We start from the raw sequence: 24570 nt of genomic DNA, 5'->3' as shown, positions 1-24570 counted from the left end.
GTGAGAAATCACGAGTAAATTTATAATTTTTTGTTGCTATAAAGTGACTTAAATACATACAAAATGTAGTCTTTTATTTATGTTGTGTGTTAGAATTTGCTCGTTTAAGACTAAATATGCTCAATTATGCCAATTATAATTAACACTAAAAAGGATAAGTTATTTATTTCAATTAATAAACAAGGAGTTCATTCATTTATAATGTTGGGTCTTTATGACCAAAATAAAGCCAAACATGTGCTATGCCGCGTTGGGAAATTTGGGGATAGTGACGATAAAGATCCAAATTGTGCTTTAGTGACAAAATTTCTTTGTAATGCACTTTTTTATAAGAATAAAGCCAGGTTAGGAGACGAAGGCGTTACACGAGATGCTAAAGGGGCAACCGCTATAACGTATCAGGCTTATGATATTACTTATGACCAATATTTAGAATTTATAGGAATATTAGAATCATTACAAACAAAAAAAAATAAGTTTTTTTGTTATAAACCGGTGGCAACAAACGACAATACGGTTACTTTAGAGCTAAGCAACAATTTAATTTTTTCTCCTCGATTAAAAAATAAAATCAAAGAAAATGTCAATGAATTACATATCGGTAATACGTGTAGACATTCAGCAATAGCCCTGGTAGAGGCAACACAGCATGCACCAGTTGCTTCATTGGTATCTACTTCATTTTTTATTGGTTTACCTTATAACACCGTACTAGACTACGGTAAACCCAGTGAAGAAATCCCGTTTTATGTTTTACCTGCGCCGCCCGTCGCTTTTTCTGGATTAGGACCAATTAAGACAAAAATAATTACTAAATTATATCACCGTATGGAGCGTATGTTATTGCTTGAAACGAATTCTCAAGCGACTGAAGATAAGTTTTTGCGCTTAAAAGAGTTGTATTTAAATATAGTAGGACCACAAAAAAAATTGTCTCTTTCTGAGTTATTGCAAAGCATTCAAACTTGGAAACAGGATAATCAATCAATACTTACTGCTTTACGAAAAAAATATTTTTGGGATTCATTTTTTACACGAAAATCGGCTACTATGAGTTTAATTGAAGAAGTAGAGCGTGATCTTCAAGTAGCACAGAGAGTATAGCTTGTTTGTTGTTGGCATATTTATATTGATTATAACGATTATCATAAGGAGTTGAAAAATGAAGCTGTATTATACTAAGTCAGCATGTTCTTTGGCAGTGCGTATTGTCCTTAACGAATTAGGGCGTACATTTCAAGAGGAAGAAGTTGATTTAAGAGCAAAAAGAACAAAAACAGAGGAAAATTATTTAGAGATAAACCCTAAAGGTGCTGTTCCTGCACTTCGTTTAGATAATGGGGATATACTCACTGAAAATCAAATTATTTTGCAATACTTAGCAGATATTACACCTGGTCAAAAGCTTCTAGCCCCTGTAGGTGATCTCCTGCGTTATCATACCCTTGAGTGGGTCAATTACATTGCCACAGAACTACATAAAACGGTAGGTATGTTTTTTCATCCTAATTTACAGGAAGAAACTAAAAACTTGTTTATGTCTATGGTCATGGCAAGATTGAATTACATTAATGAGCAACTGGCGAAGGGTCCCTATTTGATGGGCGATCATTTTACTCTACCTGATGCTTATTTATTTGTCATTTTAAGATGGGCCCATTATTTTAAAATGGATCTTTCAACCTATAAAAATCTAGATCGGTTTATGAACATAGTGGGTGAGCGCCCAGCTGTTGTGACTTCGCTGCAACAAGAAAAGCAGTGATGGAACGTTCGACATAAAAATAAAGTATTTTTTTAAGTCGAGCGCAATTAATTTATTATCGGAGAGAAGCGTGTCTGTAAAAGCTAATTTTCAAGGTGGATTAGATCTTAATTTTTTTGCAAAACGTGAATTTGAATCCACTGAAGGTGTGGCACCTTCAAAACAGGCATCTATTATTGCTCGCAATGCAGCACGCTTTTTGATGATGGGATGGACTGATTCTTGGACTCAATTTTTGACCCCAACGGTACTTAATGCTGTTTTTGTGAAACGGGACCATGAATTATTAAGAGAATTACGTCTTGCTTTTCAGCAAGGGTTTATTGAAATTTTTGAACAGCTTAAAGATAAAGAACTCACTGAAGAGCAAAAAGAACAAGTGCAGCTTTATCTAAGTAATTGTTTAACTTTGTTGCCCTATGGTGACCTAACTCCTTATGAGTCAATTAAAATTCCTCAATACATTGAAGGAACATGGGAGATGGTTGAATATCAAATTACCCCCATTGAGTTAACCGAAACATCGGGGTGGCAACGCTTTTTCATCCAGGACAAAGATCGTGTTTTTGCTTATGGTTTAGAACCTCTTTTTCAAAAAAAAGCAGAATCACATTTAATTTTTATGGGCACTACTTATCCTGCTGGCCAAGGTTTTGTACCGCAAGTAAATACTGATTCCAAAGGTTTTGAAACGGTAGGTAAATCTTTATATCGAACAGGTCGAGCCAGAGTTCAAGAATGGTTATGCCAGCAAGAAAATAGTATTCATGTATGTGGCGTGAGCTTAGGGGGATCGCTCAGTTTATTACTTGCCATCGATCAAGGAAATTATAAATTATCACGAGTTGATGCATTAAATCCTGCGGGACTTCATGATGCTTGGTCTAAAAGCAGATATGACTATTGGGATAGCCTTAACGAAAAACCGAGAGTAGTAGTACAAAAACAGGGGGATGATCCTGTTTCTGCTTTTGGGATTTGGAAAACGGATTGGGATATTTTTCATGTGATTCCACCCAAAGACAAACGAGGTCCTATTAGCTTTTGCGATCATTTTCTTAATTATGCGGGTTTTGCTGATACTCAATTTGATTACATCCAAGCGGAACAAGATAACTCCAAACGTTTGGCGCGTAATTTTTGGCTTTATTCTCTTGGCAGGAGTCTAATTTATTATTGTTTTTTAACTCCCTATACTTATTTAATACGTCCCTTAGTTCATTTAGTGTCTCAAAATTGGGTATTGTCAGCGCATATAGTGACATTTTGTGTGGCTGCGAGTCTCGCGGTTGCTGGAGTAATACCTGGACTCATTTTTTTAGGAATTGCTGGAGGTTTATTAGCAAGCAGCCTTATATATTCCACCCTACCCGCTATGAAAAACAACTCAAAAGAAATTACTACTAAGAATAAGTATGTAGAAAAAGGGCTTGCAGAATTACACGATCCTTCACTTTCTCGAAATCCAACTATGGATATTTATAATGAAGATAATGCAATAGAGGTTGATTTTACTTATCAGCAAATACATACTTATTACCACTTAATGCGATCCTTAAAAAACAAGGATTTTATTCCTTATGAAGAAAAGGAAAGCAAGCATGTAAAAGGAATAACAAAAAAAGCATTACTGGAAAACAGTCAAAATCCCAAAAATGCAGATGTTGTTATTTCCTTTAAAGTAACTAAGGCCAAAGCAGCACATATTCAACATACTTTATCCTTTGTGAAAAAGTTAGGCTCTGATAATGAACAATTAAAGGCGGCGGTTGGTAAAAGCTATTCCAACTACTGCATGGGAAAGTATGCCTAGCGAACATTATAATCCGAGCGAAGTACAATGAACCTTGGAAAAAATTATTTATTGTTTAAATTTCTTTTGGATTAGGATGAGCATTTAATTATATCTTTGTATTGTATGATCCTAACATCACTAACAAAATGAACACGGAGGTTTATTTTGCCTACTGAAACTGTTTTTAAAGGAGGTTTAGAGTTAAAGCTTTTTAAACAAGTGGAATTTGAGGAGGTAGATGGAGTAGAGTCCCCACAACAAGAAGCAATTTTGGCGCGTAATATACTCCGTTTTTTTACAATGGGGTGGACAGAATCCTGGACTCAATTTTTGACGCCATCTGTTTTATATTCCTTTTTTGTACAGCGTAATTCAAATTTATTACGTGAAGTACGTTTTGCCATGCAACAAGGATTTTTTGAACTCTTTAAGCAGTTGGATGATAAAGATTTGAATTCAGAACAAAGTGAGCAGGTTCAGCTTTATTTAAGTAACTGTTTGTGCATGCTTCCTTATAGTGATTTAACTCCTTATGAGTCCTTTAAAATTCCTCAATATGTCTTAGGGCATTGGGAATTAGTGGAATATCAAGTTACTCCAATTGAGTTAACAGCAACATCAGGTTTGCGTAGTTTCTTCATCTATGATCATGACCGCGTTTTTGCATATGGCTTGCAGCCTCTTTTTCAAAACAATGCAGAATCGCATTTAATTTTCATGGGTACGACTTATCCCGCAGGACAAGGCTTTTTAACTCAAATACGAACGGATGCGAAGGGAGTTGAGTCAGTAGGTAGTTCTTTGTATCAAATGGGTAGAGAAAGGATACATGAATGGCTAAATGAGCAGGAAAATGTGATTCATGTCTGTGGAGTAAGTCTTGGAGGGGCATTAAGTTTATTGCTCGCTATGGATAAAGGAAATTTCAAATTATCAAGAATTGATGCCTTAAATCCTCCTGGTCTTTACGAACCTTTATTTAAAAACAGGTATGACTATTGGGATGAATTACATGAAAAGCCAAAAGTAGTGATACAAAAACAAGGTGAAGATCCGGTTTCAGCATTTGGGATCTGGAAAAAAGAATGGGAAATTTTGCAGGTGACACCACCAAAAGACAAACAAGGACCTAATGCTTTTTGTGATCATTGTCTCAATTATGCGGGATTTGCAGAAACTGAGTTTAGTTATATTGCTGCAGAATATGATAATTGCAAAAGAAAAACATCTTATAATTTAATCAATGCACTTGCTAGAAGTTTTATTTATTATTATTTTTTAGTACCTTACACCTATGTTTTTCGTCCAATCAGTTATTTTGCGTTCAACAGGCTATTTACAAAAGCTGATAATACGACTTATGAAGAAAACTCGAAACTCGCTACTATTCACAAGCCTACGCTTTTAAGAAATGCCTCCATGGATATGTATCATATTAATAATTTAATTGAAATGAATCTTACTTACAAACAAATCAATACTTATTATACGGTGATGCGTTGTTTAGTGAAGAAAAAAGATTATTTATCGAATCAAGAATCTGAAAGCAAGCATGTGAAAGGTTTAAGTAAAAAAGCTTTATTGGAAAAAAGCTTAGAATTTCAAGAGGTGGATAATGTAGTTTCCTTTAATGCAACCAAAGCTAAGGCAGCTCATATAAAACATACTTTAACCTTGGTTCATCAAATAGGCATTGATAATCAGGAACACCTAAAACAAGTTTTGGAGAAGAACTATCAGTCTTATCTTCTTGGTAAGAAATAGAGGTGAATTTTAAGAGGACAGCTTAAGGCACTTAGAGTTCTCTTCGCACAAGTGTTAGTTCAAGAAAAAATCGACATCTAGGTATAAAAAAGCAGAATAGACCCTCTGCTTTCGCAGAGGGTGACGAAAATCTTATTTATGAAGACCTATTGTCTTGTAACAAGTTATCTGATCAGAAAGCACTGACCACTTCTCAAAAGCGATAGATAAGATGTGCTGCAACAGAATAAAGAAAAGGATAATAGGTATCTACTGGATTAAGTTGAGATTCACCATAACCGGCAGTAAAGTTTCCAGCTATTTCGCCCATAATATGTTCTGTAAAATTATAATTTACTCCAACGGTAAAAGTTGGCCCAGGATTCCAATCATTAACGATAAGATCTCTACGATGTACTCCCGCGACTCCTGCACCTGAGAAAATTTTCATTTCAGAATGCGGAATAGGTACCATAAGTTTACCAATTAAACTGAGTGTTTCAGTATGAGTTGTTAACGTCTCAGAGCCTTCATGAAAAAAACTGAAGAGACTGAAGGGATCAAAGTGGACGTTTGCGTCAGCAAAGCGCATATAACTTGCTTCAATTGCGAAATAATGCGTAAATTCATATCCTACCAAAACGCCCCAAGCACTACCCCCTTCTTCAACATCGATTGGGGTAGATAACATCAATGCTGGATTTTGATTTTCTTCTGACGGAACTAAACCATCCCAAGTAGTTGAACCATAACCAGCAATAGCTCCAAAATAAAAAGGATGTCGTACGGGTTTTTCTTTATATGCCAAACTAAAGGGAGCATATATAAACAAGAAAGCTAATAGTGATAACTTTAATAGTTTAACAAGCACAATAAAATACTCTAAAAAATTATATGAACTAATCAGAATTTTCGTTGAGCCGAAGCCCAACTTGAAAATGGCTTATTATTGAACGAAAAATTTAAAACTGCTCACAGAGACGTGCGCACTTTATAGTAGTGTCACCATTTTTCTGTTCACCAGTACCTGATTTATAACATGTCCAATTAACAATACAATCTTCAGGAGTAGTTTCTTGTTGAACTCTGCTTGAGCATGCGTTCGCTAATGAACCATATAAATTTATCATTTGCTTATATAAAAACTGCATGTTTTGACATACATATGGAGGTAATCCTTTAGAAGTACAATAGCAAGTTGCAGCTGTTTTGAAAGAAGAACAAAAACCTGGATGGTCGACTGGTAAGGCTCTCCCACAGGCAGCTGCAAAAGTAACAGCACTAAATAGAAATAATAATCCAGCACATATTGTTCTTATCATTCTTGTTCATCCTCAATTATATATATTAATAACGGACTTTACTCTATCAGAAAAACAGATAGTCTGCAAAAAGAAATCGATGATAAATGAAGAGTGCAATGGATTATTATTCTCTAAATTTTGGGCAGGATTCGATCCAGCCATTTGGGTAAGTACCATACCCAATTTTTAAAAATTGCCATTGTTGCAGGAACTAAAAAGCTCCTTATTAAAAAAGCATCTACAAAAATAGCTACCGCGATCCCAAGGCCAAATGCTTTAACCATCAATACATCAGCGACTAAAAATGAGCCGCTAATAACGATAACAATAAGTGCGGCACTCGTAATAATACGACTGCTCTTTTCAATTCCGAAAATAATACTGTTATTATTATGCTTAGTTAATCGATGAGCTTCTTTAATACGGGATAATAAGAATACCTCATAGTCCATAGAGAAACCAAATAAAGCACAAAATATAATGACTAATAAACTAATATCCAGCATATTTTGAGGCTGAAAATTCAGGATTTGAGAGAGATAGCCATCTTGAAATACAAGTACTAGAGCTCCGTATGAGGCACAAAGACTTAACAAAGTCATAATAATTGCTTTTAACGGCAAGAATATCGAACGTAACAATAAAAGAAGAATCAAATAAGAAAAAACCATAATCCATAAAATGGAATAAGGAAGAAAATGATAGATGCTTTTTAGCACATCACTATTACTTACAGCAGTTCCAGTAAGTTCTAGAGTTAATCCTGAACCCACTTTCATATGATATAATTGTGTAATCAGCTTTTTCGTCTCAGGTGAATTCGCCGGATATTTGCTAACGACACGAATCACTGTTAAATGTTTGGTTGTTGTCGTATCTAACAATTGTTTTACCTGAGAGTCGAGTAATTTTTTATTCATATGATATAACGCGTAGTATTGACTTTTTTTCACGTCTGAATCACTGCTGATAATGCCATTAACTTCCTTGACTAAAGGATTTTGCTCTAATTTATGGACAAAATCATAAATTTTAGACAGATTGTGGCGAGACAATATTGGTGAAGAAGGAGATTCAACTACCAATACAATGGGATTAAGTTCCTCAATATTAAATTTTTCTGCATAGGTATCATAAAAAGCTCTATTTTCCGATTTTTTAGGAAATATACGGTAATCTGATATTCCGAAATTGGCTTCTAAAAATGGGTATCCTAGTAATAGTAAAAAGATAAGTATGGGAAAGAAAAAACGATAAGGGTGGTTAACCACTCGTTCGGCTAACCAACGCCAATAACTGGAATGGTTTTTATTTCTAAAGATACGTACGGAAAGGAAATTTATTTTTGTTTTTAAAACAGCAAGTATGGCTGGTAAAAGAATAGTCGAAATTAATACGGCATAAAATACGGCAGCTAAGCCGCCTACTGCAACAGAAAAGAGGATATTAACTGGAAACAGAAATAATGCACTAAGGCTTACAAATACAGCCAAACCACTAAAAAAAATTGCTTTGCCTGCTGTTTCTTGACTTGTTGCGATGGCTTCTTCAACATTTGAGCCATTTTTCAATTCGTCTCTAAAGCGACTGATGAAAAATAACGAATAATCCAGACAAAGACAAAGTCCTAATAATAAAGCAATATTTATCGTGAATATCGAAAGGGTAAAAAAATGGCCTAAAAAGTAAAGGGTAGTCAAAATAATTAATGCACAGCCACCTCCCAAAATAATGGGGAGAGTTGCCGCTACTACTGAACCGAACACGACGACTAAGGTAACGATCGCTGCCGGTGTCGCAATGAAATCTGCTTTATAAAGGTCTGTTTGCGTTTGCTTGTTTACATTTTGAACAAAAAGGGGTTCCCCTCCAATTTGCATGGTCATATTGTAGGGTTTTTTTATGGAATCTTTAAATTGTTTCAACTGCTGATCATTAATTGGTTCATTTGTTTTTATGATGATTGCAACATAAGCAGTATGTTTGTCTTTTGAGATCTGGTGTTTGTCATCAGGGTAAATTATCTCATGCTTGATCGGAAAATCTTCCAACCCAGATAATGATTCCTTCATTTTTTTCTTAAATAGCGATCGAGTAGCTAACAGTTTGGTGCTGTGATACATGACAATGAATTGATTTTTATCATCATACCCCAGTTTCTTATCCATATAGAGTTCAGTTTTCGCACTTTGCGAGCTTTCATCAACAAAACCTGTTGTTTTAAACGGAGCAATGATGTGGGGCAGAAAGGGAATACAGGACAGGACAACGAGCACCCAAAAAATTATGATGGGCCAACGTAATTTATTAATTAACTTTCCTAAACGGTACGACAATGTTTTTTTATGCATTTTTCTAGTCGGAGTTTCCAAACTCATAAAAATTAATGACTCTCTAAATATATTAGTATAAATTAACCAGCATGTGTAAATTAATGAGAAAAAGATACTTATGCATCATTATGATGATTTAATCAATCTTTTTGAGATTTGTTTTGCAAATGAATACAATACAAAGCTTGTAAAAGGTAATGATGAGCCTATTTACCTGCCCGCAGATGCAAAACGCGCGTATCATGCTTTGTATTTTGCTCACGGTTTTTTCAGTAGTGCGTTACATGAATGTGCTCACTGGTTAATTGCTGGGGAGGAACGTAGGAAGTTGGTTGATTTTGGTTATTGGTATATGCCTGATGGGCGAAATGAAGAGCAACAGGCAAAGTTCCAATGTGTAGAAGTAAAACCACAAGCTTTAGAATGGATACTTTCCAAAGCCGCAGGTTATAAATTTCATATAAGTATTGATAACTTAAATGGTGCAGAGTCAGATACAGCAATATTTAAGCAATTGGTATACAACCAGGTGCTCCATTACTGCAAGCAGGGGCTATCACCACGCGCGAAAAAATTTCGGCATGCTTTATGCCTTTTTTACAATCAATCTGCGGTTTTAAATAAAGAAGATTTTTCTTTAGATGAATTATCTTAGAAAAAGCAGTACGACTTGACTGCTTTTCTAGGGTTATCTTAATTCTACATCTCACATTACTCATCCTCTGTGCTTAACTACTAAGTTTAGGAGATTTAGGCGCATTACTCACTTGATCTTGACTTTGTTGTTGATCAGCTGGTTGAGCCCCTTGCTGAGCAGCCTGTAAATTTTGTTTTAAACTAGCCTGTGGCGATTTCTTATCAAAAGTATTAACCTGTTCATCTGAGGTCCTTAAGCTTTTTATCGTTTTTGTTGAACCTGCAATAGCTAAAGCTGATTTGCTCGAATCAAAAGCTTGTTGCCCACCCATAATAGCATGTGTTGCGAGCTGATTTCCGGAAACTAGAGTAGATCCAAGACCCGCGCCAATCCCAACACCTAAAGAAACCCCTGCTATTACAAAAGTTAATTTTTCTCCTGAAGATGGAGTGATTCCGAACCTAATAAAATTGTTGGCGCTGTTTACTGCTGTGATTCCTAGCGAGCCCATGCCTGCAAGCATAGCGCCTCCGCCTATTGCTGTCGCAGCTGTCGCTCCTACAGGACCTGTGGCAATAATACCAACTCCCACAGCAGCTGCTCCCAAAACAACCCCGCCTAATCCTAAAGCGGCTTGTCCTACTTTGCGAACAGTTTGTGTATTAGTTTGACCTGCAGTAGGTACACTGAAACTAATATTGTTTTTATGTTCAAAAAGCGCTTGTGAGGATTTAAGGTGAGCGAGCATCTCCTCTTTTTCGGATTTACTTAAATAACCTGATTTTTCGTAATGATCAAGAATATTTCCGATGGATTTGGTATATTCTTTAACCGACTTTCTTAATTTACCGGCCTCATTTGAGGTATATCTTTCTATGGGACCACTCATAAAATCGAGAGAATATTGTTTATATAATGTTTGTAACTCTTCGATAGACCGTTCCATTGATTGGTAAAGTCTCCTGGCTTCACGGTTTTGAATTGGATTTTTTCCATTGATGATGTTATCGTTGAGTTGAGGCATGCATTCTTTTAAATTTTGCAGTGAATTTAACGAACCAATTTCAGCAATTTTTGACATAGCTTGAATCTGAAGAAGACCTACATAATCTTTTAAATGGTTTAACTGTATTTTGATATCTTTTGGCAGGCTTTTATTTTTTTTTGCCTGATCAATTTTGTCATTCAAAAACTTAAATAAACTTTCATTACCTTCTATACGCAAAGCATTTTTTTTATGGATGACTTCTTTGCCTGGAATGTCAAGTGCTACGTCTTTTCCTGAGCGCTCGGAAGTAGGTATGACATGTTGGAATGTCCATTTATTTCTGTCAGTTATTATGTCAGGATTTAATTTTTTATATTCTGTATTATCGAGAAAAGGATTTACGATATCAGCAATCTTCCTAAGTTCTCCTTTAAAGTTTGTTTCATAATCTAGAATTTCTTGCTTGTGTTGATCGTGCAGTCCGGCAAAATCAAGGACTAGTGGTTCAGCCATGTGTTTCTCCATCGCAATATAATATTTAATTATAGTGCAAATTGATTAATTAATAATCAATGCATGATTGCTTTTAGTGTTAGTTGAGAAGAGCTTAACTCGCTGAAAGATTGGATCTATTGTCTTATTCATGGGAATTTTCGTAAGTAATTTGTAACACCCTTAAAAATTTAACTATAATTATCTGGAGGAATCTTCTTGTATAATGCTATGAAATTAAAAGTGACGGTGTTATCAGAGACGCACAAAAACATTTTGCGAGCTCAAAGGCAGCATGTAATGAGTACACTTGATGCAATTGCTGGCTATTTATTTGAGAACGGAGATGTAGATGCAGAATGGCGCATGATGTTAAACAACGAACACATGATTAACTACTATGATGTAATCCCTGATAAAGGGCGTCTTAGATGTCATGAGATTGATATAGAACTCTTTGTCACTAATCAAAATCGTGAGGTCGAGATAAAAGAATTTAAAAAGGATGTTCGAAGAGCTAATGAAGCACTGATATCCATAGTCAACTCAACATTGAAAGATAGAAAAGCGAAACTGTTAGATATGCTTAAAGATGCAACTGGTGAATCTAGAGAGCTCATTAATGCCCATATCACTCAAACAGAAAACTTAATGAAAGAATGTTTTTATTTAAAATTTTGCAGTCAACTTATCCTTGCCGAAGTAGGTGGATTACATTTTATCGCTGATGTTCTCAAGCAGGTAAGAGAAAACATTCGTAGTTATACTCACGTGAATTATATTCAATTTAAAAAATACATGAATAAACTCAAAGAGCTCATTCAATTGTATTCCCCTGTAAGAGAGCAAGGGGAGTATGTCTTGCGCTACAGTAGTCGAGACATACTTGTTCAACGGCAAGAATTTAATAAAAATTTTAACGTTTGCAAGTTATTATTGGTTTCTTTTTTGCAGGAAGAATCAGTAGATTATAATAAGGAGCAATTGATTATCAAGAGCTTAGATGATTTGCAGCATTTGTTTTTTGCAAAATGCGATGTAAATCTCTTGGTTCTGAATAAAGTGAATTCGCTGTAAAAGGGACATCTATTTTTTGCATCGAATTCACTTTATTTATGTAACCGCTTTAGAAATGTTATTGAACTGTATTCGGCGTTACCTCATGATGGAGTACAACCCCCAAAGTCCAGTCCAAATTTATTGTTGAAGGAATATAATTTATGGATTGATTCGCTGAGATTCCATAACCATCAACCATTAATGCATGATAAAATGCAGGTAAGAGACAGAACGATTCTATATATTCATTATCAGGAAATTGCGTGCTTAAACCGTCCCATTGCTGATGACAAATTAAAGCGTTTGCTTGTTGTAATAAATCCTGATTCGTTATTTGGTTATTTTGAAATTGGAAGGGGTCACTTTCTACAAGATTTGCTAATCCTCCGATAGCGTACCACATGTTAACATGATTGGCAGTAAGGGCAGGTTGCACTTCGCTTTGGACTTTGTGCACGCGATTGATTAATGAAGATGCCTCTTGCTGACATACAAGAGCATCTCCTTGTCCTAAATTGCCGCCAGGAAGAGGGTAGCCTTCTGCAAAGCATGAGTTTGTATCAAGTAACTGATGTGTGACCTCGTTCTGTCCAAGCCCAAGAAAACTATGGACGAACAGATTAATATGTTTGCCATAAAGATCTAATTCTACTAGTGAATTTTTATTGGTTTCTGTATTTTTTTGTATTGGGAAAGCAACTTGTACCGAAGCACCACCAATGTCCATGACACCTATGGGTTCGACAGCAGGTGATTTAAGTGTGCCAATATGATAATTTACAGCAAGCCAATCGTATAACGCTTCATCGTTTCCAGTGATGGTTTTTGCTTCAATAAGTTGCCATATGGAATGTTGGTTAAACCAGTTTTGTATTTCTTTATAGTAAAGTTTCTGTTTGGTTTGTGGTATAAGACGCATTCCACCAGTTGCATAGAAATAAACTGGAATGTTTTGGTTAGGAGCCCCGGAGAACAGAATAGTTAGATAGGCATCTATGGTATTTTGATTTGCTTCGATTGTGGCTAAGCCTGGCTTGATTTTTTAGACCATATTTCATGAATTTGAGACGGGGTGTTAGTTTCATCTAGATTATAGGCAAAAATATGTGCTCTTGAACCAGTACTCCCTGCATCAACTACGGCAATACATTGATGTTCAGTACATGAAGCGGGCTCAGCATAAACATCAATTACTGCAAAAAGAAAAGAAATAAAGAACCAAAAACAGCGCATAGCTAAGGAACCTCAACAAAAGTTTCCAAATGATACATTATGTATTTTTTATTTTCAATATGATATTATGCAGAAAAATGAAGTGCTTTTTTATGTCGTGCCGTAATTTTTTAAATTAGAATTGTCAATTCGTAGTCTTGATGAATCAAAAGATGCCAAGCTAAAATATCTGTGTTTTATTTATAACAGAAAGAGATAGATCCCACGCAACACATTGTTGCGTTCCTAGCTGGATACTTATTTACCACCAGACTACTACCAATTTACTTTTATTTTAATTCTTTTCAGGTAGTAATTATCATGATGATGAATCAAGAATATCGAGGCTCTATTTATGCAATTTTATCTGGATTTCTTTACAGTTTTATCGGCTATTTTGGTTTAAGTGCAATTAATGGTCATTTGTCTGCAAGCACGATGCTCTTTTGGCGCTTTTTGATTTCAAGTATCCTTATTTTGTTTATCATGCTGCCAAAAATAAAAAAAAATAGCGATTCTTATAAAAACATGTTTCTTGCTTTTTTAACAGGTATATTCTTTTATGGAATATCTACCTGGCTGTATTTTTTAGCTTCTCTGTATATAGGCTCCGGATTGGCTATGGTAATTTTTTTACTTATCCCGTGGTCATTATGCTCTTGAATTATTTTTTTTATGGTCAGTCGATCCCGAAGGTTTATTATTTAGCGATCGTAATTATTTTATTCGGCATGGTATTCATGGTAGATTTGGATGCATCATTTAACCTATGGGGGATGGTGTTCGCTATTGCTTCTGCGTTTTTCTATGCTTGTTATATTATTGGGAGTAAACGAAATTTACTCTCTCCGAATATGTCAACATTTATGGTTTGTTTAGGATGTACGGTAACAAGTTTCTTTGTATCATTTTTTAATCACTCTTTTATTGTGCCAACATCCACAACAGTTTGGGTGCATTTGTTTGGAATAGCGGTTATTGCAACAGTAATACCTATTTTATTGTTATTATATAGTTTGAAATACATTAGCTCAGAAAAAGCTTCTATTTTATCCGTCTTAGAACCAGTATTTGTCGTGATTTTTGGTGTGTTACTTTTGGGAGAAAAAATTCAGCTTTGGAGTATAGTGGGTATTGTTTTAGTTTTAGCTGGCGCAGTGATGACTTTATTTAGTCACAAAATTAATTTTGGACACTTGAGAGTTCTATCAATGCGCCGTGAAAATGTTGGTTAAGTATTAAATAGAATGCAATGTAACTTGGTTGCATTGCACCTCTTACACTCGAGGTGTTAATACCAACTTCCATTACATCCGCCACAACCGCCACAGTCTGTAGCACAAGTTCCGCAACATGGATTACTCGAACAGTTAGCCATAAAGGCAGCTGAACACACTATAATTACAGCCATTATTATTTTTTTCATACTTATCCTTGTTATCGCCTGTATATTAACTATACTCTAAGTTTTTGAATTTAACCAATTTATATCAAAATTTCTTCAGCGTGTAGCCATTGTAGTTTCCATAAATTATAAATAAGTAATTGATTTTTTTTTGTATTTAAATAGGTGATTAGTACTTTATAAGATAAGTAGCGATTATTAGCAATATAACTCAACAAATCCTTACTAACCCCATCAATATCCCATGCACTCCCATTGATATAAAATTCAAATTGCTCATTTTGATTTTGATACGCAAATCGGCATGAAGCATCTCTTATAAGATTTAATCCTTCTTTTATTTCTTTCATAAAATCAGCTAAACCAATTAACTCCTCTTTTTCCAAAGGAACTGGTAATTGGAGTTCTGCTTGTTGGTCGAGTCGTGTAGCAAAACATCCAAACCACGTTTGAATAGTTTTTTCATCATCGATTAATTGTTGTAATAATTTTTGGGCATTGAGCCAGGCAGAAGGTATGATTTCGGACGTATTTTGCAAATTAGACCAGTCGGGATCCTGGTACATATTTTCGAACATACCTTTTTCAGATAAGTAGTCACTGAAACTTTCTAGTAATTCCTGCCCCTGGTAACTGCGGTAACCAAAAGAATAAGTCATACATTCGTCAGACAGAGAGATCCCATAATGGCCCACATGGGGAGGAAGGTATAACATATCTCCTTCTTCAAGAATAAAACACTCTTCAATATCAAATTGATTCATGATACGTAGCTCAAGGTCTTTTATATAATTTTGGTTATTACACGCCTTAGTAGTTAACGACCATTCACGTTTTCCTTTGGCCTGATATAAAAACACATCATAGTTATCATAATGAGGCCCAACACTACCATGAAGAACAGCGTAGCTGATCATAATATCGTCAACCCGCCATTGTGGAATGAAATTAAAATGATCAAGCAAGGCATAAACTTCGGGAATTAATCGGTCAACACCTTGTACGAGTAAGGTCCAATGGGTTGGTGGTAAGGTATTAAAATCATTTACAGAAAATGGCCCTCGTTTTAAATGCCAATAAGGTTTTTCATTAGGGGTTTCAAAGACCAGACGGCTTTCAATATCCTCTTCCAGTGCAAGTCCTGCAAGTTCATCTGGAGATAATGGATTAGAGAATTCTGGCAAAGCTTTGCGAATCACTAGAGGTTTTTTTTGCCAATACTCACTGAGAAAAGTTTTTAAAGAAATTTGCTGCAGGTTGATCATTTACTACGATTACTCCCATGAGGTCAAGTTATATAGCGAATCTAATAGGTTAAGCAACGTTTGTTTTCTAGAGCCAGGTGCTGTTCATTGTGCCTGAGAAATTCATACAAAATTTAAATTAAAAATGTTTTCTTTAGTCATTCTGTAAGTGACTTTTAATTGGATTGAAGAATACGTTCTAATTCACCTTTTGCTTGTCGAGAGAAATTAATTAAATCACTTTCCTTATCAAAAAAATCAAATGAGCGAATTAATGTGGTTTCATCATGTTTTTTGAATGCTGCAGTTTTTTTCTGAATATCCTCTGATTTATAGCCTAGGAATTTCATAATTTCTTTGGTCATAGTTAAGGATGAATCAAATAGCTCTCTAATAAAGTAATCCACACCCGCTCGATGCAATTCATATGCATGACGACGATTACGAGCTCGCGCGTAGATTTTGAGGTGGGGAAAATGGTATTTGGCTAGCTCAACTATTCTTAGATTTGCATCAGGGTTACCTACAGTTACAATTAATAGTTTTGCATGTTCAGCACCAGCACTTTTCAACAAATCTAAACGACTTGCATCGCCAAAATGCCCAATGTATCCGTATTTTCGAAGTAATGCAATTTGCTCAGGATTTTTTTCCAATACAGTAAATTTAATTTTTTCTCCATTGAGCAAACGCCCAATAATTTGACCAAAACGGCCATAGCCCGCAAGGATAATGCCATTTTTTTCATTAATGGAGTCATATTCGCGTTCAGGCACGATGCTCATAAATTTAGGTACAATAACCCGATGGTAGATAAGCAATAAAAAAGGTGTGGCAAGCATTGATAACGCAACAACAAGAGTGCAGAAGGATGCGCTGTCATTGCTGATTACTTTGGTTTTACTCGCATAGTCAAACAAAACGAAGGCAAATTCACTACCCTGGGATAAAGCAAAAGCAAATCCCAATGTTTGTAATTTAGTTAAATCAAAGATACGTCCCAGAACAGAAAGAATAAGCGCTTTAATGCTAATTAATACAAGAACTGCTGTAAGAATGAGTAACGCTTTATGGGTAAAGAGAGAAAAATTCATTCCCATTCCTACGGAAACAAAAAATAATCCGAGTAAAATTCCTTTGAATGGCTGGATGTCTGCATCAACTGCATGTTTGTATTCAGAGTTAGCCAATACAACACCCGCAATAAATGCACCTAGGGCAGGGGATACGCCTATTGATTCCATTAATAAAGTAATTCCTACCACTAAAGCAAGAGAAAAAGCAGTAAACACTTCGCGTAAGTTTGTTTTTGCCATGATGAAAAATAAATGTCTGGATACGAAATGACCTATTAAAATGACGGCTCCAATTACTCCTGCTACCAAAAGAGCGTGCATCCATCTAGGAAAATGCATAATGAATGCTGCTTCATGGACATTGACTTTAATAGTTCCATGCTGTTCAAGTAGAGGAATGATGATTAATATAGGAATTACGGCAATGTCTTGAAATAACAATACGGCAAATGATGTTTCGCCTTCAGCCGTTTTCAATAGATTCTTTTCTTGTAGCATTTGTAAAACAAGGGCTGTTGATGAAAGCGATAAAGCCATGCTTATCGCTAAGGTTTCTTGCCAGGCATGCCCTAACATAATCCCAATTGCGGTGAGTATGCCCGTAGTTAAGACAACTTGTAATCCTCCTAGACCTACGATAAGTCGCCTAAGCTTCCATAGCATCGCAGGTTCTACTTCCAAACCGATAAGAAACAACATCATAATCACACCGAACTCACCAAAACTCATAATTTGTTGTGAGTTTTCTATGAGTTTGAATCCGAAAGGCCCAATAAGAATGCCAACAGTGAGGTATCCTAATACCGAGCCTAATTTGAATCGGCTCGCAATAGGAACCATAATGCTCGCCGACACTAGAAAAATGAATGTATTAAGTAGCATGTGATTATTCATAATTAAACCCGGTTATTATTTTGCATGACAGTTCTTAAATTTCTTACCACTGCCGCAAGGACAAGGCGCGTTACGCGCAACCTGAGGCTTAGGGATTTTGCTTAAATTTGGTTTGTGTACGCCGCACACATAATACCAACGACCATTTTCTTTATGAAACTCACTTAATTCATGAATGATTTTTATCTGATTATGTTCAGAAAAACGTGCAGCAAACTCGACAAAACCTTTCTCAGCAGTAGGGGTATCAGAGTTAATTACTTTTAAGTCTATCCATTTAACACCCTTAGCCCATTGAGTGGCTTCAAATTCATTAAAGCCTATAAGCGCTTTTCCTTTCATCGTACTTTTGATGTACTCAATTTTTCCTAGGCTGTATGCCGTATATCGTGAGCGCATCAACTGCTCAGGAGTTTGTGGTAGCTTATGACTATCAAGATATAAACCACAACACCTGTCATAAGTATTTTGCGATCCACAAGGACAAAGTAACATGGTATGATCCAACGCGAAACATAAATCTAATTTTTGGGATTATAGATTATATTCGATATAGTATTAAATTTTTACTAAATTACACGATTATTTAGGGTAAATAATGAATTCCTACTTATTCACGCAAAACATAGAGCAAATTAATCATCAAGAAAGTATTCATCGATTAGAGGAAGGTTCGGTTTTATTTTTTCCTAAATATTATTATACCTCTATAGATCCTGTTTTATTCTCTGAAAATGTCCTCGATGGGAGTCGTAAAAATATAAGCTACGATATCCGCACTAAAAAGCTCGGTGCTTATAAAAAAGAAATTACTGGTTTGAATGATAAACTTTTATCGATGATGCATGGTTATGCTGAGTTTGCGCATCAATTAATTCAGAATGCCCTACCTTCTTATATGCCTCACTTACAATGGGGAAGAACCAGTTTTAGGCCTGCACAAGTCCAAGGTCGTGTTTCTTCAAAACGTAAAGACGATACTCGGCTACATGTGGATTCATTTTCAGCCAGCCCAGTCCATGGGTTGAGAATCTTGCGTGTTTTTTGTAATGTAAATCCAGAGAACGAGCCTCGAATTTGGAATCTTGGTGAGCCATTTACTGATGTACTTCAGCGTTTTGGACCTAAAATCGCATCTTACAGCAAACTAAAAGCAAAAGTTCTAAAATTTGTTAAAGCAACCAAAACGTTGCGTTCGCCCTATGATCACTACATGTTACATTTGCATGATAAGATGAAACTTGATGATTTGTATCAAGCAAAAGTTCAAAAGATACAAGTTGATTTTCCTGCCCAAAGTACTTGGATAGTATTTACTGATCATGTATCGCATGCAGCGCTGAGTGGTCAGTATTTACTAGAGCAAACCTTCTATCTCCCGGTTGATAAGATGGCTAATCCAGATTTTTCACCATTGAATCAATGGAAGAGGATTCGTCCAGAATTGCATAACACCCAAGTTGATTTATAAATACTTGGTGCCCGTTGACAATTAAAGCACGCATGCTGCATGTTGTGCTTTATGCACAACATCTGGATTTTCAAGACCCAAATATTGGTTCAAATAGATTCTAAATCAAAAGCATTTTGTTAAGTTTAATATTGTGAGGCGCGGGGCATATGGAAGAGGGAGTGAATCGTCACTAACCCCTGGTTTTGAATGCGAGATGCTTAATAAGGTCTTTTTAATATTTTATGATTTTTTAGATACCTTTCAATTTCTTTAGATGTTAGTGGTTCACTAAAAAGAAAACCTTGTACTTCATCGCAGTGTTGCTTTTTTAAAAAATCCAATTGTTCCTGGCTTTCGACTCCTTCAGCAATCACTTTAAAATTAAAACTTCGTGCCATGGAAATAATCGCTTCTATAATCACTTCATCACTATGTGAGGTTAGTATATTTTGGACAAATGACTGGTCTATTTTTATGCAGTCAATGTGAAGTTGTTTTAGATAGCTGATGCTCGAGTTTCCGGTACCAAAATCATCTAGTGCAATTTTAATACCTATTTGTTTCAGTTGATTTAACATGTAAATAATATCTGGATGTGTTATAACCACATTCTCCGAAATTTCAAATTCTAAGTGCCGCGGATTCAGCTGATATTCATGTAACGTTTTTTTTACAAAATCAATGAAATTGGGCTGTCGTAATTGTCGGGAAGTAATATTCACAGCGACATGAATATAAGGCAAGTTCTTTTTATGCCACATCTTTATTTGTCGACAGACCTCTCTAAGAATCCATTCTCCAATAGGTATAATCAGACCAGTATCTTCAGTAAATGGAATAAACTCCATAGGGAGTAATAAACCTCTTTCTGGATGATTCCATCGAATTAATGCCTCAACGGATAACAATCCTTGTTGATCCATATTAAATTGAGGTTGGTATACTAAGAAAAATTCATTGTTATTCAGTGCATTATGTAATTCGGCTTCTATTAAAAAGCATTGTTTGTTGTGCTCATATAATCGAACATCATAAAACGAAAATTGGTTTCCTCCTTGTTCTTTTGCTTGATACATTGCTAAATCAGCGTTTTTTAATAGATCATTAGCAGTCTCTCCATCTTCAGGATAGATACTTATCCCCAAGGCCGTAGTTATAAATAAATCTCGATTTGTGATTTTAAAAGGTTCTTTCAGAGAGTTTAAAATTTTATTGGCAATTGTATAAACATTATTCTTTTCGACGATGTGACAAATCATAACAAACTCATCTCCACCCATCCTCGCTAAGATGTCTCCTTCTTGAACTAATAACCCCCATCTTTGTCCAATCATGCGTAGTAATGTATCACCAACTTCATGGGATAGATTGTCATTGACCAGTTTAAATCGATCTAAATCAAAGTAAAGTATTGCAAATTTTTGTTTTTGACTTTTTGCATTATTGATACTTGTTCGTATTCTATCGATCAATAACGCGCGATTGGGTAACTGGGTTAATGGATCATGATGTGCTTGATAGGTAAGTTCTTTTTCAAGATTGGCGCGTTCGGTGATATCATGAAAACTCCATACACGCCCAATAATAATATCATTTAAACGATGAGGAAGAGAATAACACTCTAATGTCTTGCCATTTTTAAAAGACACAATACTACTACTGATTTCATCAATATTTTTTTAAGACGATTAAGCTCTTCCAAATATTTTTTAGGTTTAAAGAGCTGATTGAGCATGTGATATAAGATAATCAATCCATCATTGGTTTCTGACATGGCTTTTGGAATATCCCACATGGAAACAAATCTAGAATTATAGTCAATAATTTTATAATTGAGATCCGTAACTAAAATTCCATCTGTAGAGGACTCAAAAGTTGAACGTAAAATTGATAAAGATTGCTGTAAAGTTTTGGTTTGTTCGGCTACAGTTTTTTGGAGTATTTTTTCATGATGTTTTGCATTATTCGTTAAAATCCATTTTCTGGTTAAAGCACAAGCCAGTTGCCTTACTACAACTATATCAAATGGTTTTTTCAAAATAAGATAATTGTCACCCATTCCGAGTTCTTTTACAGTTTCTCCCCAACTGAAATCAGAATAGGCAGTACAAATAACTACTTGAATGTCAGGATCAACTTGCCACATTTTCTTGATGGTCGTGATCCCATCCCATCCTGGAGGCATTCTTATATCGACAAAAGCTAATGCATAATGTATTCCTTTTTTCAGATCTTGTTTTATTTTTTGGATTGCTTCATGTCCTTGTGATGCTGTAGTAAAAATAAAGTTGGGTAAAAAACTATCTGTATCAGAACTTTCTGATTCATTTGAAAGAGATTTATCAAATAGCTTTTGTTCAAAATAATCGAGCTGTGCTCTAGTCGTTGAGGAGGTAAGAACTTTAATAAAATCCATATGAATAGAGGAGTTATCGTCAATAATCATGATGTGTAATGGTATATCACCCATAAATTTCTCCTTGTTTCTTTCAATCAGTAATGGGTAATGTCAGTATAAATTGTGCACCACATCCTTTTCCCTGGCTTTCGGCAATAAGTGTTCCACCCATTTCTTTGGCTGATAGTGCTGAACTATGCAAACCAAAGCCGTGACCGTTTTCTTTAGTGGTGAATCCGAAGGCAAAAATATGTTGTAAATCTTCTACGTTGATGCCAATTCCATTATCTTTAACAATTATTTGTATTGAATTCTTCATTTTTTGCACGCTTATTGCGATTTTTTTTGCTGGATTAGTCGTTTTTTCGAGTACAGAATCTTTGGCGTTTTGGAGCAAATTAATTAAAATGTGCAAAAATTTGGATTTATCAACAAAAATCAACGGAGCGGGCTTAAATTCTTTGATGATCCCAATGTCTTTTTTGCAAGAGTTCATGGTGATATTTAATGCACTATCAATTAATTCAGGAACATAAACAGATTCCTTAAAGCTTGAGAGCCCCCCAATTGATTTTTGCATATCTACTATTTGATTAATATGTTGCAAGTCGTGCTCTAAGTTATCAATTTCACTATTATTTTTTTCTTCTTCTTCTAAGATAACCTTAGAGAGCGATAATAAAAATTCAGGAATAATCATTCCCTTGGGATCATGACTTAAAAAATGATCTAAATCAGTTTGATGTTGCTCAATCATTGTTACTACTCGTAGTAATTTTTTATAATACGCTTGTTTGTAACTGCTTTTTAGTAAAGAAATTGAAACATTAGCGCTGTTTAAAATATTCCCAATATTATGAAGAATAGTGGTTGCAACTTCAGCCATTCCAGCACGGCGCGCGGTAGATGAAATTTGTTGATTTAATTCGTTAATTTTTTCTTCAGCGATTTTATTTTTATGAATATCAATCACAATACCAGTAAGCTGCTTATCAGCATCCAGACACTGCCCAATCGTTCGATACCAGCGGTACGATCCATCAGGGTTTTTTACCCGCATGTCACATTCATAATCTATTTTTTCATTTAGCGCTCTTTCTACTTTTTGAACAAAATCAAATCGATCTCGTTCATGAATCAATTCAATAAATTCATTAAGTGTAGGAGGTTTGTTGATTGGATTTAAATGAAATAAATTGAATAATTCGTTTGACCAAATGGTATAATCGGTATTTCCATCATAGGACCAATAGCCTAATCCAACAATATGTTGCGCCCATTCCAGTTTTTCATTTAAATTCATCATTTCTCGAGAAGAAATTGCTATGGAGCGTTCATGCATATAGCGTTCTTGATCTATTTCTACATAAGTATTATTAATATGATTTAAAAAAATTAACCATTGTTCGGTGTTTTCCGGTTTTTGATTCGAATCAAGTTTCGATCGTCTAAGCTGTCTCTGTAATAATTTATGAATGTCCATAATAATTTTATAGTTCATGTATTGTGGTAATTGTCATTGTTTGATTATGTAATTCGCAATTGCCAACAGAAAATGGCGATAATTCGCCATAAGAATAAAACCCTATTTGTGTTGCGCCCTCAGGTAGAGCGGAAAAAGTTGATTCAATTTCTTCTTCAGTCCGGGCCCCTAAAAGAAGTCTTCTTCCCACACAGCTGATATCAATTGCAAGTACCGGCCCTAATTTTTCAAATCCATTTGAAAGCATGCGGTTATTCGCTAAGTTTCCTGCTTCATGCGCACTGTCAATTAAGCGATCAAAATTTGCGTGCATTAATTGGGCATGCCATCCAGTTGGAATATCACCAGCAAAGACCAAAGATTGTTCGTTCTCATTAACTGCCAAAATGGTGCGAACCAATTGCGTGTCATTATGAGCATTAGGATCATGAATCGCTAAAGGATAAAGCAATCCGGAAGAGGGTAATTCAGAAGCTTTTTCCCCTAAATATTCCTTATAAAGTTGCAGAGCAGGTCGATAATCAAGCTCATATAAGATGTTGGCTTCAGACCGGGTAATTCGACGAATAGGTCCAAAAATGTCCCATCCTCCTTTTGAGGCGTGGCCAATCTGAATTTTTGAACCATAAAACCCAACAGCCACTACATAATGATCAAGAATTTTATTATTTAATATGGTCCATGTTCGTTTAAAATTGCTCCCATCCCCTGCTAAGCCCCCGGTAATAATTAAATTATTAGATTCTTTAGCGGTATTTAAACCCTTTACTAATTCAGAACCATTTACGTTTAATCCATCAGAGAGTACAAAAATACTGCGTAAATGAGTATCTTTTAATTGCTCAGCAATGAGCATCCCTGTATTTTTTGACTCGTTACTTTGATTTACTAGCGCTTTTGCAAGTTTTAAAGTTGTATGAGTGAATTTTGCCACTACAACAGCAATACTGTGATCAAAAAGATAATTACCAAAAATTTCACCTGCCGTAGAGCAACCTACTATTTTTGATTGGGAATAAAAGTCAGCTAATTGCAGTATTGGCTCATGAAAATCATAAAATTCTGGAGCAGCAAAAATGAGAACTAGAGTATTGGCTGAATCGAGTTCAGGAAATTCTTTTAAGCTCCATCCTTTCTTTTTAAAGAACTGAAATGCTTTAATCTCCATTCCACACTCCATGGTTTCTAATTATTCCAATTGTTATTAAATCAATCGTTAATTAAAAGTATAGTGGTTATCTTGCATTTTTTCTGGGAGAACGAAACATAGAGTTCTCCTGATCATTACG

The 24570-nt window shown here is 35.3% G+C and carries 19 protein-coding genes and 2 pseudogenes; 8 read left to right on the top strand and 13 right to left on the bottom strand.

Annotated features, from left to right (window positions below):
• Positions 1-126 precede the first annotated feature (126 nt).
• From EL220_RS12210 to EL220_RS12195, 4 genes are all read left to right on the top strand, one after another.
• Positions 127-1104, top strand: coding sequence for a hypothetical protein (locus EL220_RS12210; protein WP_027270251.1), 978 nt, complete (start codon positions 127-129; stop codon positions 1102-1104).
• Positions 1105-1162: 58 nt separating this feature from the next.
• Positions 1163-1765 carry a glutathione transferase GstA gene (gene gstA, locus EL220_RS12205; protein WP_027270250.1) on the top strand — a complete coding sequence of 201 codons (603 nt, stop codon included), beginning with the start codon at positions 1163-1165 and terminating at the stop codon, positions 1763-1765.
• Positions 1766-1835: 70 nt separating this feature from the next.
• On the top strand, positions 1836-3578 hold the full coding sequence (locus EL220_RS12200) for a hypothetical protein (protein WP_027270249.1): 1743 nt from the start codon (positions 1836-1838) through the stop codon (positions 3576-3578).
• Positions 3579-3725: 147 nt separating this feature from the next.
• On the top strand, positions 3726-5324 hold the full coding sequence (locus EL220_RS12195; protein WP_035905789.1) for a hypothetical protein: 1599 nt from the start codon (positions 3726-3728) through the stop codon (positions 5322-5324).
• Between the two features lie 193 nt (positions 5325-5517).
• Here EL220_RS12195 and EL220_RS12190 read toward each other — a convergent pair whose 3' ends face one another.
• The 3 genes from EL220_RS12190 to EL220_RS12180 all read right to left on the bottom strand — a co-directional run bounded on the left by EL220_RS12190 (position 5518) and on the right by EL220_RS12180 (position 8985).
• On the bottom strand, positions 5518-6174 hold the full coding sequence (locus EL220_RS12190) for an outer membrane beta-barrel protein (RefSeq protein WP_027270247.1): 657 nt from the start codon (positions 6172-6174) through the stop codon (positions 5518-5520).
• A gap of 91 nt (positions 6175-6265) precedes the next feature.
• Entirely contained in the window at positions 6266-6625 is a 360-nt protein-coding gene (locus EL220_RS12185) for a hypothetical protein (RefSeq protein ID WP_027270246.1), read from the bottom strand.
• A 113-nt stretch (positions 6626-6738) separates the two neighbouring features.
• A complete protein-coding gene (locus EL220_RS12180; RefSeq protein WP_027270245.1) occupies positions 6739-8985 on the bottom strand; it encodes an MMPL family transporter in 2247 nt (748 codons plus the stop codon).
• A gap of 73 nt (positions 8986-9058) precedes the next feature.
• Between EL220_RS12180 and EL220_RS12175 the strand changes: the two genes are divergently transcribed.
• Complete coding sequence (locus tag EL220_RS12175) at positions 9059-9595, top strand: elongation factor P hydroxylase (RefSeq protein WP_027270244.1); 537 nt, start codon at positions 9059-9061, stop codon at positions 9593-9595.
• A gap of 73 nt (positions 9596-9668) precedes the next feature.
• Here EL220_RS12175 and EL220_RS12170 read toward each other — a convergent pair whose 3' ends face one another.
• Positions 9669-11078, bottom strand: coding sequence for a hypothetical protein (locus EL220_RS12170; protein ID WP_027270243.1), 1410 nt, complete (start codon positions 11076-11078; stop codon positions 9669-9671).
• Between the two features lie 279 nt (positions 11079-11357).
• On the opposite strand from EL220_RS12170, the gene EL220_RS12165 reads away from it, so the two are divergent.
• Positions 11358-12134, top strand: a complete 777-nt coding sequence (locus tag EL220_RS12165) for a hypothetical protein (protein WP_232002430.1) — start codon at positions 11358-11360, stop codon at positions 12132-12134.
• A gap of 58 nt (positions 12135-12192) precedes the next feature.
• Here the strand turns inward: EL220_RS12165 and EL220_RS12160 are convergent.
• A pseudogene (locus tag EL220_RS12160) lies at positions 12193-13349 on the bottom strand (multidrug DMT transporter permease).
• 303 nt (positions 13350-13652) lie between these two features.
• Here EL220_RS12160 and EL220_RS12155 point away from each other — a divergent pair.
• Positions 13653-14563 (top strand): annotated as a pseudogene (locus EL220_RS12155) (DMT family transporter).
• Between the two features lie 56 nt (positions 14564-14619).
• Here the strand turns inward: EL220_RS12155 and EL220_RS19595 are convergent.
• The 4 genes from EL220_RS19595 to EL220_RS12140 all read right to left on the bottom strand — a co-directional run bounded on the left by EL220_RS19595 (position 14620) and on the right by EL220_RS12140 (position 18442).
• Positions 14620-14754, bottom strand: coding sequence for a hypothetical protein (locus EL220_RS19595; RefSeq protein WP_258956462.1), 135 nt, complete (start codon positions 14752-14754; stop codon positions 14620-14622).
• A gap of 59 nt (positions 14755-14813) precedes the next feature.
• Positions 14814-15998 (bottom strand): cupin domain-containing protein, encoded by a 1185-nt coding sequence (locus tag EL220_RS12150; protein ID WP_027270239.1) that lies wholly within the window; start codon positions 15996-15998, stop codon positions 14814-14816.
• Between the two features lie 155 nt (positions 15999-16153).
• Entirely contained in the window at positions 16154-17947 is a 1794-nt protein-coding gene (locus EL220_RS12145; RefSeq protein WP_027270238.1) for a monovalent cation:proton antiporter-2 (CPA2) family protein, read from the bottom strand.
• A gap of 15 nt (positions 17948-17962) precedes the next feature.
• Positions 17963-18442 carry a YchJ family protein gene (locus EL220_RS12140; protein ID WP_027270237.1) on the bottom strand — a complete coding sequence of 160 codons (480 nt, stop codon included), beginning with the start codon at positions 18440-18442 and terminating at the stop codon, positions 17963-17965.
• Between the two features lie 103 nt (positions 18443-18545).
• Here EL220_RS12140 and EL220_RS12135 point away from each other — a divergent pair, with 103 nt between their 5' ends.
• Positions 18546-19418 (top strand): Kdo hydroxylase family protein, encoded by an 873-nt coding sequence (locus EL220_RS12135; protein WP_027270236.1) that lies wholly within the window; start codon positions 18546-18548, stop codon positions 19416-19418.
• A gap of 200 nt (positions 19419-19618) precedes the next feature.
• Here EL220_RS12135 and EL220_RS19110 read toward each other — a convergent pair whose 3' ends face one another.
• Genes EL220_RS19110 through EL220_RS12120 form a run of 4 tightly spaced genes read right to left on the bottom strand, consistent with a single transcriptional unit; the run spans position 19619 to position 24449 of the window.
• The gene (locus tag EL220_RS19110) at positions 19619-21049 is read right to left on the bottom strand and encodes a putative bifunctional diguanylate cyclase/phosphodiesterase (protein ID WP_232002429.1); all 1431 of its coding nucleotides are present in this window, start codon (positions 21047-21049) and stop codon (positions 19619-19621) included.
• Positions 21022-21870, bottom strand: a complete 849-nt coding sequence (locus EL220_RS19105) for a response regulator (RefSeq protein WP_232002428.1) — start codon at positions 21868-21870, stop codon at positions 21022-21024. The genes EL220_RS19110 and EL220_RS19105 overlap by 28 nt, the downstream gene beginning before the upstream one ends.
• Before the next feature lie 19 nt (positions 21871-21889).
• Positions 21890-23299, bottom strand: coding sequence for an ATP-binding protein (locus tag EL220_RS12125; protein WP_232002427.1), 1410 nt, complete (start codon positions 23297-23299; stop codon positions 21890-21892).
• Entirely contained in the window at positions 23289-24449 is a 1161-nt protein-coding gene (locus tag EL220_RS12120) for an FIST signal transduction protein (RefSeq protein WP_027270233.1), read from the bottom strand. Before EL220_RS12120 ends, EL220_RS12125 begins: the two co-directional genes overlap by 11 nt.
• Positions 24450-24570 lie beyond the last annotated feature (121 nt).

This window comes from Legionella sainthelensi, from assembly GCF_900637685.1.
Taxonomy (GTDB): domain Bacteria; phylum Pseudomonadota; class Gammaproteobacteria; order Legionellales; family Legionellaceae; genus Legionella; species Legionella sainthelensi.
This window is presented reverse-complemented; position numbering and strand designations above follow the sequence as displayed.